At 69.2% G+C, this 13,489-nt stretch carries 15 protein-coding genes; 1 reads left to right on the top strand and 14 read right to left on the bottom strand.

The genetic code is table 11. The features are described 5' to 3' along the window. Positions 1-17: 17 nt before the first annotated feature. Positions 18-425 (bottom strand): 30S ribosomal protein S9, encoded by a 408-nt coding sequence (gene rpsI, locus FRADC12_RS17610; protein ID WP_045877474.1) that lies wholly within the window; start codon positions 423-425, stop codon positions 18-20. Positions 426-827: 402 nt separating this feature from the next. Further along, entirely contained in the window at positions 828-1,271 is a 444-nt protein-coding gene (gene rplM, locus FRADC12_RS17605) for a 50S ribosomal protein L13 (protein ID WP_045877473.1), read from the bottom strand. Between the two features lie 353 nt (positions 1,272-1,624). Between rplM and FRADC12_RS28530 the strand changes: the two genes are divergently transcribed. Beyond that, the gene (locus FRADC12_RS28530; RefSeq protein WP_052710977.1) at positions 1,625-3,037 is read left to right on the top strand and encodes a hypothetical protein; all 1,413 of its coding nucleotides are present in this window, start codon (positions 1,625-1,627) and stop codon (positions 3,035-3,037) included. A gap of 93 nt (positions 3,038-3,130) precedes the next feature. Here the strand turns inward: FRADC12_RS28530 and truA are convergent, their stop codons facing one another. From truA to rplO, 12 genes are all read right to left on the bottom strand, one after another. After that, complete coding sequence (gene truA, locus FRADC12_RS17595) at positions 3,131-3,967, bottom strand: tRNA pseudouridine(38-40) synthase TruA (protein WP_045877472.1); 837 nt, start codon at positions 3,965-3,967, stop codon at positions 3,131-3,133. A gap of 292 nt (positions 3,968-4,259) precedes the next feature. After that, a complete protein-coding gene (gene rplQ / locus FRADC12_RS17590; protein WP_045877471.1) occupies positions 4,260-4,841 on the bottom strand; it encodes a 50S ribosomal protein L17 in 582 nt (193 codons plus the stop codon). A gap of 483 nt (positions 4,842-5,324) precedes the next feature. After that, a complete protein-coding gene (locus FRADC12_RS17585) occupies positions 5,325-6,377 on the bottom strand; it encodes a DNA-directed RNA polymerase subunit alpha (RefSeq protein ID WP_045877470.1) in 1,053 nt (350 codons plus the stop codon). Positions 6,378-6,793: 416 nt separating this feature from the next. Then, positions 6,794-7,420, bottom strand: a complete 627-nt coding sequence (rpsD, locus tag FRADC12_RS17580) for a 30S ribosomal protein S4 (RefSeq protein WP_045877469.1) — start codon at positions 7,418-7,420, stop codon at positions 6,794-6,796. 31 nt (positions 7,421-7,451) lie between these two features. After that, positions 7,452-7,862, bottom strand: a complete 411-nt coding sequence (rpsK, locus tag FRADC12_RS17575; RefSeq protein WP_045877468.1) for a 30S ribosomal protein S11 — start codon at positions 7,860-7,862, stop codon at positions 7,452-7,454. 91 nt (positions 7,863-7,953) lie between these two features. Further along, a complete protein-coding gene (gene rpsM / locus FRADC12_RS17570; RefSeq protein WP_045877467.1) occupies positions 7,954-8,334 on the bottom strand; it encodes a 30S ribosomal protein S13 in 381 nt (126 codons plus the stop codon). 413 nt (positions 8,335-8,747) lie between these two features. Continuing rightward, entirely contained in the window at positions 8,748-8,861 is a 114-nt protein-coding gene (gene rpmJ, locus FRADC12_RS17565; protein WP_003956441.1) for a 50S ribosomal protein L36, read from the bottom strand. A gap of 279 nt (positions 8,862-9,140) precedes the next feature. Further along, positions 9,141-9,362 carry a translation initiation factor IF-1 gene (gene infA / locus FRADC12_RS17560; protein WP_006541558.1) on the bottom strand — a complete coding sequence of 74 codons (222 nt, stop codon included), beginning with the start codon at positions 9,360-9,362 and terminating at the stop codon, positions 9,141-9,143. A 382-nt stretch (positions 9,363-9,744) separates the two neighbouring features. Further along, entirely contained in the window at positions 9,745-10,581 is an 837-nt protein-coding gene (map, locus tag FRADC12_RS17555; RefSeq protein WP_045877466.1) for a type I methionyl aminopeptidase, read from the bottom strand. Positions 10,582-10,780: 199 nt separating this feature from the next. After that, on the bottom strand, positions 10,781-11,434 hold the full coding sequence (locus FRADC12_RS17550) for an adenylate kinase (protein WP_045877465.1): 654 nt from the start codon (positions 11,432-11,434) through the stop codon (positions 10,781-10,783). Next, positions 11,434-12,726, bottom strand: coding sequence for a preprotein translocase subunit SecY (gene secY, locus FRADC12_RS17545; protein WP_045877464.1), 1,293 nt, complete (start codon positions 12,724-12,726; stop codon positions 11,434-11,436). Before secY ends, FRADC12_RS17550 begins: the two co-directional genes overlap by 1 nt. 259 nt (positions 12,727-12,985) lie before the next feature. After that, positions 12,986-13,489 (bottom strand): 50S ribosomal protein L15, encoded by a 504-nt coding sequence (rplO, locus tag FRADC12_RS17540; protein ID WP_045877463.1) that lies wholly within the window; start codon positions 13,487-13,489, stop codon positions 12,986-12,988.

Raw genomic sequence — 13,489 nt, 5'->3', positions numbered from 1 at the left:
CCCCGGATCTGGCGTGCTTACCGCTTGGAGTACTGAGGCGCCTTGCGGGCCTTCTTGAGACCGTACTTCTTGCGCTCCTTGGCCCGCGAGTCACGCGAGAGGAATCCGGCCTTCTTCAGGGTCGGGCGGGAGTCCTCCTCGACGATGATCAGTGCGCGGGAGATCGCGAGACGCAGCGCGCCGGCCTGGCCGGAGATGCCGCCGCCGTGCAGCAGCGCCACGATGTCGTAGCTCTCGGCCTTGTCGAGGGCCTTCAGCGGCTCGTTGACGAGCTGCTGGTGCACCTTGTTCGGGAAGTAGTTCTCCAGGGAGCGCCCGTTCAGGGACCAGTTCCCGGAGCCGGGAAGCAGGCGGACCCGAACGACCGCCTCCTTGCGGCGGCCGGTAGCCCGCGGGTTGCCCTGGACGTCGGTCACGACAGCCACGTCGCGTTCCTTCCTTGCGGTTCGTGGTCGCGCCAGGCGCGACATCGGGGGTCCGGGGACGAGACCCCCGGTCAGATCTTTCGGCGACCTGCCTCGACACTGACCAAGGCCATGAAGAGGGTGAGCTCGGCTTCTCTAGTAGTTCAAGATCTCGCAAGCGAGACCCTGCTCCAACGGGTCGAGATCTCGCGGAGCAAGACCCCGTTCCCCGGGCGGGAAGAGATCCCTCGAAGCGACCCTCTTCCCTGACATCCCAAGTTCTCTGGACGAGTTCCCGGACCCCCCGACGTCTCGCGAAGCGAGACACCGGGGGTCCGGGGGGGGTCGCCCCCGGGCAGACATGCAGTGGCGGCCCACCTGGGAAGCCGCCCGAAGGGCAGCGAACAGGCGGGCCCCCAGCCGCTACTGCGCGACCTGGACGAGGTCGAACGGCTGCGGCTGCTGGGCCTGGTGCGGGTGGATCGGACCCGCGTAGACCTTGAGCTTGCGCGCCTGGGCCCGGCCGAGTTTGTTCTTGGGAAGCATCCCCTTGATGGCCTTCTCGACGAGCAGCTGCGGCCGCGTGTCGAGCAGCTCGCCGTAGCTGGTGCTGCGCAGACCGCCCGGGTAGCCCGAGTGGCGGTGGTATTGCGACTGCTCCCGCTTCGCACCCGACAGCGACACCCTGCCTGCGTTCACGATGATGACGAAGTCACCGGTGTCGATGTGCGGGGCGAAGTACGCCTTGTGCTTGCCACGAAGTAGCTGGGCAGCCTGGCTCGCCAGCTTGCCGAGGACGACGTCGCTGGCGTCGATGACATGCCACGCACGCTGGATATCCGCGGGCTTGGGCTGGTACGTGCGCACAGGTCTGCCTTCTTCGTCGGGACGACGCTCCGTTCGGTCGCCCTCGCCTGAGGAGGTCCGACCGCAGCAAGCGCGTCAAAATGTGAGAACGCGCGCGTTCGACAGTCGTGTCACGCGCCGCAGTCTTTGAGGCTACCAGGCTCTGGACGGCTGCCGCCGTCGGCGTCCCGCTGCCTCGCTCCCGCCCCGTTGGCCGGTCGCCATGAGCCCGGGTCCGTGGGCTGGCATGACGGGACCGCGCAGAGACCGGAAGCGCCAACCGGTGAAGTCACCCGACTGGACTCGCCCTGCTGGAGCCGCCCGATTGGGGAGGGATGTCCGAGAGATCATAACAATCGGCTACCGTCGGTCGAATGAGCGGCACCGATCCTTGGCGGGACGCCGGCTCGGAGCCCACGGACTCCGATTGGCGCGGCGACGGCGCCTGGGGCTCGACCCCCGGCGCCCAGGCGGCGGGTGCCACGCCCTCCCACGGCGCTTCGCCCCTGCGGGACAGCTGGACCCCCAGCGACGAATGGCCCCGCACCGGCCCGAACCCGGCCGACCTGGGGTCGCTGGTCGGCCCCTTCGCCCCCGCGACCGGCGGCATCCTGCGGCCTCGCTACGTGCCTCGCCCCGTCGACCCAAGCCATCCGGTGGCCGAGCCCCCGCTCGACCAGAGCTACCCCGGCTGGCCCGACGACGACCTGGAAGACGAGGACCTGGAAGACGAGGACGCGGACGACGGCCAGGACGCCGCTGACTACGACGACGAGGACGACGTCGACGACAGTTGCAGCGATGACGACTATGACGACGGCGCTTACGACCAGGACGACGCGGGCGCGGGCGAGGCTGCCGCCGCGGCGGCACGCGCCAGCCGCTTCGGCGAGGGCAGGCGAGCCGCCGCCCGCCGCTGGCCACAGGACCCGGCTCCGGCCGGCGAACGGGGCCCGAAGCCACGCCTCGGCCGTGGCCCGCGTGCCCTGATCATCGCGCTCGTCGTCCTCGTCATCGGCGGCGTCACCTACTGGACCATGACCGGCGGCTCAGCCGGCTCCAGCGCGGCGCCGCCGGCGCCGCTTCCGACCGCGCAGCCGGTGCCGGCCGACTTTCTCGACTCCGCGTACACGGACACCGACCCGGTGAGCGCGAACGAGTTCTTCCGCGACGGCTCCGTCGTCGCCGGCGCGCACACCTACACCCGGGTCGCCAGCAAGCTCGACCAGGGCTGCCCGGACCTGACCGGTGTCGTCGCGCTCGCGCTCGCGGGCCAGGCGCCGATGCCGACGGCTGCGGCCACCCCGGCCGCCGGCCCGTCAGCCGGGGGCACGCCCGCTCCCGGCGGCTCGGCCGCGGCGACGCCGGCCGCGCCGGTGACGCCAGGGCCGTTGTGCCGCCAACTCGTCCGGGCGCTCTACGTCGGCGAGCCGGACAAGACCGGGCGGCGGCTGCTCGCGGGTCTCAGCGTCCTCGTCGTCGACAGCGCCACGACCGCCAAGAACGCCGTGCAGGCGCTCGGCGCCGGAGCCGGCGGCGTGACCCCGCTGCCGCTGCCGGCCGGATCACTGCCCGGCGCGAAGATCACCGGCCCGAACGGCGACAACGACTGGCGCACGGCCTTCTCCGACGGCCACTACGCCGTCCTCCTCCAGCTCGCCTACTCGGACGACACGAAGGGCAAGGCGACCGATCCGGCCCTCACAGACGGCGCGACCGACCTCAAGAAGATCACTACGTCGCCGCTCGACGACCGCGCGGTTCTCGGACGCGGCTATCGAGGCTGATACGCCAGCCGAGCCCGGAGGCCCCTTCGCCTGGGCCGCCTCGGGTCGTCGAGGCGGCCGCGGCAACTGGTCGTCCAGTCGTCTGGTGGCAGGTCACCCGGACAGCGTCGGAGAGACACGGACGGCCCGGGTGACCTCGGCTCGGGCGGCGAGATCCGCGTCGGGTGGGTAGCGCACCTCGACCAGCGTGAGCCCATGGGCCGGCAGCACGGTCACGCCCGGGTCCCGCACCGCCCGGGCCAGCACCTTGGGGACCCAGCCCGGCTGCTGGCGTCCCTCACCGACGGCGACGAGGGCGCCCACGAGAGCACGGACCATCGAGTGGCAGAACGCGTCCGCCTCGACGTCGGCGACGAGCACGCCGTCCGGGCCGCGGCGCACGTCCAGGCGCAGCAGCGTGCGGATCGTCGTCGCGCCTTCCCGGCGCCGGCAGAACGCGGCGAAGTCATGCTCGCCGAGAAGCGCGAGCGCCGCCAGCCGCATGGCGCCCGCGTCCAGCGGTCGCGGCCAGGCAAGCGTGTCATGACGGCGCAGCGGATCGGCGCCGTAGGGCGCATCGCTGATCCGGTAGTTGTACCGGCGGGAGAGCGCGGAGAAGCGGGCGTCGAACCCGACCGGGGCCGGCCCGATCCCGAGCACCCGTACCGCGCGGTCGAGGACGCCGTTGAGCCGGCGGGCGAGACCGCCCAGCGGGACCTCGTCGGGGATGTCCACGTGCGCGACCTGCCTGGCGGCGTGCACCCCCGCATCCGTCCGGCCGGCCACGGTGAGCCGAACGGCGGGCAGCCTCGCCACCCGCATCAGGGCGTCCTCCACGTCGCCCTGCACGGTCCGCTGACCCGGCTGACGGGCCCAGCCCGCGAACGGCGTCCCGTCGTAGGCGAGGTCGATCCGGAGCCGTTGGAGCCCGTCGGCGCCGAAGTTGGTCAAGGCGCTTGTTATCTCCTTTGTTATCTCCTTGCTTCCCGCGCTGCTCGCGCCGATCAACTGATCTGCCCGTTCAGGTGGTTCGGGTGCTGGAAGAGCCGTGGCAGACCGGCGCGGGCCGCTGGCGACGCACTCACGATCGCACCTTCGCCACCCCATGTCAGCCCCGAGGTCGTCGGGCCGCGGGAGCGGTGGGGTGGCCGGGCGGCGGGGCGGCCAGACGGCGAGGAGCCCGCCTCCCTGCACGGGTGGCGGGCTCCGATTCCAGGCGGCCCGTTGGGCCGGGCCAGGAACGTCAGGCTTCGGTGTCGCCGTCGGCCGGCTCTGCCGCGGTGGCCTCCGCCGCGGTGGCCTCCGCCGCGGTGGCCTCCTCGGCCTCGAGGGCGACGGCCGCCGCGGTCGGCGACTCCTTCGCCAGGTCCTCAGCGGCCTCGGCGGTCGCGCCGGTCGGCGCCTTGCGCTCGGCGAAGCGGGTACCACGGGCACGCTCGGCCTCGGCGACGGCCGACTGGCCGACCGTCAGGGCCTCGACGAGCTCGATCCGCGCGAGCTGGGCGTTGTCGCCCTTGCGGAACCCGACCTTGGTGATCCGGGTGTAGCCGCCGTTGCGGTTCTCGTAGCGCGGGCCGATCTCGGTGAACAGCTCGTGGACGACCGACTTGTCGCGGATGACGCGCATCACCTGGCGACGCGCGTGGAGGTCACCGCGCTTGGCGAAGGTGACCAGCCGCTCGGCGTACGGGCGCAGCGCCTTCGCCTTGGTCTCGGTCGTGGTGATCGCACCGTGCTCGAACAGCGAGGTCGCCAGGTTCGCGAGAATCAGCCGCTGGTGAGCCGGGCTGCCACCGAGCCGGGCGCCCTTCCGTGGAGTAGGCATTTGAGTTCCCTCGTTCCTTTCGCGGTGCGAAGCACCCTGAAGGCCGCCGAACACGCGCTATCGCGTACCCGCCGACCACCGACCGGGACGGACATCTCCACGGCCGCGAGCCAAGCCCGCGACACGGCCCCGACCAGGCCTTACCGGCCAGGTCAGGACCAGGCCAGGCGGCGCACCGGTCCCCGGTCGGAACCGAAACCCCACCCAACGTGGATCCCTGCGAACAGGTCTTACGAACAAATCCGTGCAGTTGAAACCTGTGCTGAACCGGTACCGATTGAACCTGTCTCGACGAAGCCAGGCCCAGTGTCTTCGCGGAATCGGCTACGCCAGGAGGCCGCGGGCGAAGCGAGTGGCCTCACTGGCGTAGCCGATGGAGCGAAGACCCGTTCGTGGCGGAGGGCGCGACCCGGAGGTCCCGACCGGAGCGCTAGCGGAGGTCGGGGCCGAAGGGCCGCGCCCGGACGCCACGAACAAAGAAACTCAGTACTGCTCAGTCTCGACGTACTCCGTGCCGTCGTCGTCGTGACCGGCGGAGAACGGCGGGCTGTACGTGTCGGTCCCGTAGGTGTCGACGGCCTGCCGCGGGTCGAACCCGGGCGGGCTGTCCTTGAGCTGCAGGCCCATGGCCCCCAGCTTGGTCTTCACCTCGTCGATCGACTTCTGGCCGAAGTTGCGGATGTCGAGCAGGTCCGCCTCGCTGCGCGAGACCAGCTCGCCGATCGTGTGGATGCCCTCGCGCTTGAGGCAGTTGTAGGAGCGGACGGTCAGGTCCATCTCCTCGATCGGCAGGGCCAGGTCCGCGGCCAGCTGCGCGTCCTGCGCGGACGGGCCGATGTCGACGCCCTCCGCCTCGGCGTTGAGCTCCTGAGCCAGCCCGAACAGGCCGACCAGGGTCTTGCCGGCGCTCGCCATCGCGTCCCGCGGCGAGATCGACGGCTTGGTCTCGACGTCGACGATCAGCTTGTCGAAGTCGGTCCGCTGCTCGACTCGGGTCGCCTCGACCTTGTACGTGACCTTCAGCACAGGCGAGTAGATCGAGTCGATCGGGATACGGCCGATCTCCTGGCCAGGCTGCTTGTTCTGCGCCGCGCTGACGTAGCCACGGCCACGCTCGACGGTCAGCTCGATCTCGAGCTTGCCCTTGTCGTTGATAGTGGCCAGGTGCAGCTCGGGGTTGTGCACCTCGACACCGGCCGGCGGAGCGATGTCCGCCGCGGTGACCTCGCCGGGGCCCTGCTTGCGCAGGTACATCACCGTCGGCTCGTCGTTGTCCGAGCTGACGACGAGCTCCTTGAGGTTCAGGATCAGGTCGGTGACGTCTTCCTTGACGCCGGGGACCGTGGAGAACTCGTGCAGCACGCCGTCGATCCGGATGCTCGTCACCGAGGCACCGGGGATGGACGACAGCAGGGTGCGGCGCAGCGAGTTGCCCAGGGTGTAGCCGAAACCAGGCTCCAGCGGCTCGATCACGAACCGCGACCGGAACTCGGCGATCGGCTCCTCGGCCAGCGTAGGACGCTGAGCAATAAGCATGAGCTACTTCCTTCCAACCACGACGCCCGCCATATGACGCCGTGCAGTGCCCCCCTCAGGGGGAGGCGACGGCGAGCGGCTTCGGTCCACCACTCGCCGTAGTCCATTCTGCGCCCCGCTTGCAAACGCGGCGGAACAGGGTTGAGACGACCATCGGCCACCAGGACAAACCCGGCGGCCGAAGGACGACGAAACCACACGTTCGGGAGCTTCGGCTGGAGCCCGACCAAGGTACCGACCCTGGACTGCGGCCCACCCCAGACATCCACGCCCGCCCTGATACAGGGTTGGCGGGCGCCCAGCGCCCGAGTCAGGTAGAGGCGGCGAGGGGCGCGCAAGCGCCCTTCGAGCCGACGCCGCGCCCGAGCCGGTTTTCGGCTGGGCCGGGCGCTCCGCGCCCGGCCCAGCCGAAAACCTTACTTGGAGTAGAGCTCGACGATCAGCTGCTCCTGGACCTGGGTGTCGATGGCACCGCGGGCCGGGAGCGAGTGGACCAGGATCCGCATCTGGCTGGAGATGACCTCGAGCCAGGCCGGAACGGTGCGCTGGCCGGCGGTCTCGCGCGCCACGATGAACGGGGTGAGCTCCCGCGACTTCGGCGCGATCTCGACGATGTCGTTCTCGCTGACCCGGTAGCTCGGGATGTCCACCTTGCCGCCGTTGACCTGCACGTGACCGTGCCGGACGGCCTGACGGGCGGCGTCGCGGGACGGCGCGAAGCCGGCCCGGTAGACGACGTTGTCGAGCCGCGACTCGAGGATCTTCAGCAGCTCGTCACCGGTCTTGCCGGAACGGCGGTTCGCCTCGTCGTAGTAGCCGCGGAACTGCTTCTCGAGCACGCCGTAGATCCGGGCGCACTTCTGCTTCTCGCGCTTCTGCAGGAGGTACTCGGAGTCCTTGGTACGACCCCGGCCGTGCTCGCCCGGCGGGTAGGGCCGAATCTCGATCGGGCACTTCGGCGACTCGCACTTGCTGCCCTTGAGGAACAGCTTGGTCTTCTCGCGGCGGCAACGCTTGCAGTCCGGGCCGACGTAACGGGCCATCTCGTCCTTCTTCCTTCTCCGATTGACCCGGTCAGACCCGGCGCCGCTTGGGAGGCCGGCAGCCGTTGTGCGGGGTGGGCGTGACGTCCTGGATGGTGCCGACCTCGAGGCCAGCCGCCTGCAGCGACCGGATCGCGGTCTCCCGGCCGGAGCCTGGGCCCTTCACGAACACGTCCACCTTGCGCATGCCGTGCTCCTGCGCCTTGCGGGCGGCGTTCTCAGCGGCCATCTGCGCGGCGTACGGCGTCGACTTACGGGAGCCCTTGAAGCCCACGTGGCCGGCGGACGCCCACGAGATCACGTTCCCGGTCGGGTCCGTGATCGAGACGATCGTGTTGTTGAAGGTGCTCTTGATGTGCGCGTGGCCATGGGCGACGTTCTTCTTTTCCTTGCGCCGCACCTTCTTGACGGCGGCGGCGCCCGTACGAGTCTTGGGAGGCATGTGCTTTCGTGATCTCCGTCTACGAGGTCGTCGGTCAACGGCCGGTGGTGCCACCCCGAGACCTGGTCATCAGGGGCGGCGTGACCGGTGACTACTTCTTGCCGGCCTTCTTCTTGCCGGCGATGGCGCGACGCGGGCCCTTGCGGGTGCGGGCGTTGGTGTGCGTCCGCTGACCGTGCACGGGGAGGTTGCGCCGGTGACGGAGACCCTGGTAGCAGCCGATCTCCATCTTGCGGCGGATGTCCTGCTTGATCTCCCGCTGGAGGTCGCCCTCGACGCGGTAGTGTCCGTCGATCCACTCACGCAGCTTGATGACCTCGTCCTCGCTGAGGTCACGGACCCGGGTGTCCGGGTTGACCCCGGTCGCGGCCAGGGTCTCCTTCGCGCGGGTGCGGCCGATCCCGAAGATGTAGGTCAGGCCGATCTCGACCCGCTTCTCACGGGGAAGGTCAACGCCCGAAAGGCGTGCCATGAAGGTGGTTCCTTCCTGCTTCGGAGGTATCGGGCGTCGCCGTCCCCATCGGTCAACCAAACCGACGAGGCCCCGGCCTCCGACCGGGGGTTGTGACACGGGCTGCCGCACCCAACGCGTACGGCCCCACCGCGCCCTGACGACGCTTGATGTACTGCTGCGTCCCGCCAGCCGCGGAACCTCATGAGTTGCCTAACCTCACGGATTGCCGCGCCCTTGTGAGCTGCCAGGCCGGAGCGAACTCCGCCGACGAGCTTCGGGCACACCATGCGGGAATCAGAATACTCCCCTGTCCGTCGGCCCCAGCTCACCGGCTGAGACCGCTGTCCCAGCCGGCCCGACACGACGAACATTTCCAGGGTGACCCGGCGGGAGGCTGACCGCGGGCGGCGAGCAACCTCCGGTGCCCGGACTCAGCCCTGGCGCTGCTTGTGACGAAGGTTGTCGCAGATGACCATGACACGCCCGTGCCGACGGATCACCTTGCACTTGTCACAGATCTTCTTGACGCTCGGCTTGACCTTCACGGCTGCCGTTACCTCCTGCGCGCAGCCGCGGGCCGCGCTTTGGGTCAGTTAACAAGGGAACCTGGAACGCCCCGGACGAGCTAGGCCCGACCGCGGGACTCCTGGCTTTCGGGCTCCCGAGATCCATTTCAGCAGATCTGGTTCGGGAAGCACCTGAACAGCTGACCCCCCGGTCGAGCGTAGCTCGACAGCAGGGGTTCCAGGGGATCGCTCCCCTGGGCAGACATCGAGTAGGTCGAGGTGGGGAGCGCGTTTCGCGACCACACCTCGCTCATCGACCTACTTGTAGCGGTAGACGATGCGTCCCCGGGACAGGTCGTAGGGCGACAGTTCGACCACCACCCGGTCCTCCGGAAGAATCCGGATGTAGTGCTGGCGCATCTTGCCGCTGATGTGGGCGAGAACGCGGTGACCGTTCTGCAGCTCCACCCGAAACATCGCGTTCGGGAGTGGCTCGACGACCCGGCCCTCGATCTCGATTGCCCCGTCCTTCTTCGGCATGTCCTCCACTGTCCTGACGTGTGCGACTCTTGAGGCGGTTGCCTCAGAAGCGACATCCGGGCCGTCGGGAAGCCGGCGGCCACGGTGGCCTACCCCGGTGGCCCAGACAGCCGCGCCCCTCAGGAACGCCCAGCACAGCCAGTCGCCGATGACTGAACGATCGAGATCTGTCCGCTATCCACCACGGACCGGCAAAACCGGTCCAGAGCTGGAACCCGATGGGCCAGAGGGTCGCCCCCCTGTCTGCCCCCGGTGCACAGATACGGCGGACGCGAGAGACCACCGCCTGTGGAGTCTACGCGCCCACTTCGTCAAGGGCGAATCCGTGGCGCGACCCTCGGGCGCCGTGGTGACACCGTGGTCCCCTGACCGGACCGGTGGATCAGGTCTTCGCCTCGACGGGCGCGCCGCAGGCGACGCCCAGCGCGGCGAACCTGGCGGCACCACCGTCGTGCGCCGTCAGAACCCACGGGCCGCGCGGCGTGACTGCCACGGTGTGCTCCGTGTGTGCGGCCCATGAGCCGTCGACGGTCGACACGGTCCAGTCGTCCTCCAGCACCCGGGTGTCGGGTGAGCCCATGGTGATCATGGGCTCGATCGCGAGGGCGAGGCCGGCGACCAGTTTGATGCCCCGGCCGGCACGGCCGTGGTTGAGGATGTGCGGCGGCTGGTGCATCTCGGTGCCGATGCCGTGGCCACCGTAGTTGTCGACGATCCCGAAGCCGCGCGGCTTCACGTGCTCCTCGACGGCGTGCGAGATGTCGGTGAGCCGGCCGCCGAGCTGGGCGGCGGCGAGACCGGCCCACAGCGAGTCCTCACAGACCCGGATCATCTCCAGGATCGCGGGGTCGACCGTACCGATCGGCACCGTGATGGCCGCGTCGCCGTGCCAGCCGTCGACGATGGCGCCGCAGTCGATCGAAATGATGTCGCCGTCGCGCAGCGCCCGCTTCCGGTTCGGGATCGCATGCACGACCTCGTCGTTCACCGAACTGCAGATCGACGCCGGATACGGCGGATGTGCGTAGCCCTTGAACGACGGGATGCCGCCACCGGCGCGGATGGTCTTCTCCGCCACCGCATCCAGGTCGGCGGTGGTGGCGCCGGGGACGGCGGCCTCCCGCAGCCGATCGAGTGCCTGCGCGACCAGCAGCCCGGCGACGCGCATCTTGGCGATCTCCGCCGCTGTCTTGATCTGGACGTGCTCTCGTCGCGCCATACCCCTGTCCCGGTCTTCGCTCTCGTTCGCGGTGCCCCGCCGCCGGCCCAGGCGGTCCGCCCGGGGGCTGACCGGCCCGCGAGGTCACCCGACGGAGCTTCTCGAACGACGATAGTCCTCCGCCGCCAGGCAGGACGCAGGTAGATCTTGTCTACCGCACCGCACCGCACGGCCCGACCGAGCTATGAGCGAAGCGCTCTCAGGCGCCGTGGTGACGCAGGGCGTCCAGGGCGCGCTCGGTGACGTTGTCGACCGGGCCGGTGGCGTCGATACCGATCAGCACGCCGCGCTCGGCGTACCAGGACACGAGCGGCGCGGTCTGCTCGGCGTAGACCTCCAGGCGGTGCCGGATCGTCTCGGCCCGGTCGTCGTCGCGCTGGAACAGCGCCCCGTTGCACCGGTCACAGACGTCCTCGACGCTCGGCGGGTCGAAGTCGACGTGCCAGATATGCCCGCACGAACGACACGTCCGCCGGCCCGACAGCCGCCGCACCACCTCGTCGTCGTCGACGACGAGCTCCAGCACCACGTCGAGCTGGGTGCCCATCGCGTCGAGCATCCCGCCCAGCACCTCCGCCTGCGGGACGTTGCGAGGGAACCCGTCCAGCAGGAAACCCTTCACCGCGTCGTCCTCGGCCAGGCGGTTACGCACCATACCGATCGTGATCTCGTCAGGCACGAGGTCACCCGCGTCCATGTACTGCTTGGCCTGGATACCGAGCTCCGTGCCTTCTCGGACATTCGCACGGAAGATGTCACCGGTGGAGATCTTGGGGATCGACCGCGCCGAGGCGATGAACGCGGCCTGTGTGCCCTTGCCTGCTCCCGGTGGTCCGACCAGTACGAGGCGCACTACCGGAGGAAGCCTTCGTAGTTGCGGAGCATGAGCTGGCTCTCGATCTGCTTCACGGTTTCCAGTCCCACCCCAACCATGATCAGCACCGACGTCCCCGCGAACGGGAAGGGCTGGTCCTTCGTCAGGTTCAGCAACGCGAGCGGAAGAACTGTGATCACCCCCAGGAACAGCGAGCCCGGCAGGGTGATCCGGGAGAGGACGTGATCGAGGTACTCGGCCGTGGGGCGACCGGGCCTGATGCCCGGGATGAACCCTCCGTACTTCTTCATATTGTCAGCGACCTCGGTCGGATTGAACGTGATCGCGACATAGAAGTACGTGAAGAAGATGATGAGCAGCCCGTAGGTCGCTAGGTAGAGCGGATGGTCACCTTTCGACAGGTAACGAGTCTCGAAGTCCTGGAAGCCCTTGTTGTTCCACACCTGGCCGATCAGCTGTGGCAGCTGCAGCAGCGACGACGCGAAGATCACGGGGATGACGCCGGCCTGGTTCACCTTGATCGGCAGGTAGGTCGACGTCCCGCCGTACATGCGCCGGCCGATCAGGCGTTTGGCGTACTGCACCGGGATGCGGCGCTGGGATTGTTCGACGAGGATGACGAAGACGACGATCGCCAGGCCGAGCAGGCAGACCAGGGTGAAGACGACGCCGCCGGCGACCTGCAGGATCGCGGTGCCCTGGGACGGCAGCCGCGACGCGATCGAGGTGAAGATCAGCAGCGACATGCCGTTACCGATGCCGCGCGCGGTGATCAGCTCGCCGAGCCACATGATCACACCGACGCCCGCGGTCATCGTGATGACGATCGTCGCGATCCGGAAGAGGCTGGTGTCCGGGATGATCGCGGCCTGGCAGTCCGGGAAGAGCCGGCCGCTGCGGGCCAGCGCCACAATGCCGGTCGCCTGGAGGATGCCGAGCGCGATGGTCAGGTAGCGGGTGTACTGCGTGATCTTCTGCTCACCCGCGCTGCCTTCCTTCTTGAGCTGCTCAAGCCGCGGAATGACCACGACGAGCAGCTGAAGGATGATGCTGGAGGTGATGTAGGGCATGATGCCCAGTGCGAAGATCGACAACTGCAGCAGCGCGCCGCCGCTGAACAGGTTGATCAGCGAGTAAACGTTGCTCGCGCCCGTGCTCGCGGTACTCAGGCAGGTGTGCACCGCGCCATACGAGACGCCAGGCGCGGGCAGGACGCTGCCGATCCGGAACAGGATCACGATCCCGAACGTGAAAAGCAGCTTCTTGCGCAGGTCGGGCGTGCGGAAGGCCCGCGTGAAGGCGGTGAGCACGGCTCCTCCTGCAGGGGGGAAGTACACGAACGAGAGACGGCGACGGTCCGCCGGACAGGCTGTCCGATGGATGGTCCGGACGCCGTGAGGCGACTGTAACAGCACCGGAGGCTCACGAGTCCCGACATCACCTCCGCGGAGGTCAGTCAGAAACCCGTGCCCCTCACGGGCTCACCGGGCCTGCGGCAGCCGAGACGCCCGGTGCCTGAGCCCAGTGTTCACCGAAAGGGGACGGACGCGCGCGCGCCCGTCCCCGATCTCACACTTCGGTGACACTGCCGCCAGCGGCGGCGATCTTGTCGCGAGCGGACCCCGAGAACGCGTGCGCGCTCACCTGCAGCGCGACACCAAGGTCGCCGTCGCCAAGCACCTTCACGAGCGCGTTCTTGCGGACGGCGCCGGCCTTGACGAGGTCGTCGACGCCCACCTGGCCGCCCTGCGGGAACAGCTCGGCGAGGGTGGCGACGTTGACCACCTGGTACTCGGTGCGCCAGCGGTTCTTGAAGCCCTTGAGCTTCGGGATCCGCATGTGCAGCGGCATCTGGCCACCTTCGAAGGTGGCCGGAACCTGCTTGCGCGCCTTCGAGCCCTTGGTGCCACGACCCGCGGTCTTGCCCTTGGAGCCTTCACCACGACCGACCCGCATCTTGGGCCGGTTCGCGCCCGGCGCGGGCCGCAGGTGGTGCAGCTTCAGCGCCCGGCCACGCTCGGCCGAGCTCGCCTCGGGGGCATCCTTGGGGGCATCCTTGGTCAGTTCGGGCAT

It is taken from the genome of Pseudofrankia sp. DC12 (assembly GCF_000966285.1).
Lineage (GTDB): Bacteria > Actinomycetota > Actinomycetes > Frankiales > Frankiaceae > Pseudofrankia.
The sequence above is the reverse complement of the archived record's forward strand: the minus strand, read 5'-3'. Positions and strand labels throughout refer to the sequence as shown.

Excerpts from the sequence above, each read along its gene's own strand:
- FRADC12_RS28530 (WP_052710977.1), top strand. The coding sequence starts at position 1,625 with ATGAGCGGCACCGATCCTTGGCGGGACGCCGGCTCGGAGCCCACGGAC.
- rplQ (WP_045877471.1), bottom strand. The coding sequence starts at position 4,841 with ATGCCTACTCCACGGAAGGGCGCCCGGCTCGGTGGCAGCCCGGCTCAC.
- FRADC12_RS17585 (WP_045877470.1), bottom strand. The coding sequence starts at position 6,377 with ATGCTTATTGCTCAGCGTCCTACGCTGGCCGAGGAGCCGATCGCCGAG.
- rpsD (WP_045877469.1), bottom strand. The coding sequence starts at position 7,420 with ATGGCCCGTTACGTCGGCCCGGACTGCAAGCGTTGCCGCCGCGAGAAG.
- rpsK (WP_045877468.1), bottom strand. The coding sequence starts at position 7,862 with ATGCCTCCCAAGACTCGTACGGGCGCCGCCGCCGTCAAGAAGGTGCGG.
- rpsM (WP_045877467.1), bottom strand. The coding sequence starts at position 8,334 with ATGGCACGCCTTTCGGGCGTTGACCTTCCCCGTGAGAAGCGGGTCGAG.
- infA (WP_006541558.1), bottom strand. The coding sequence starts at position 9,362 with ATGCCGAAGAAGGACGGGGCAATCGAGATCGAGGGCCGGGTCGTCGAG.
- map (WP_045877466.1), bottom strand. The coding sequence starts at position 10,581 with ATGGCGCGACGAGAGCACGTCCAGATCAAGACAGCGGCGGAGATCGCC.
- rplO (WP_045877463.1), bottom strand. The coding sequence starts at position 13,489 with ATGCCCGAACTGACCAAGGATGCCCCCAAGGATGCCCCCGAGGCGAGC.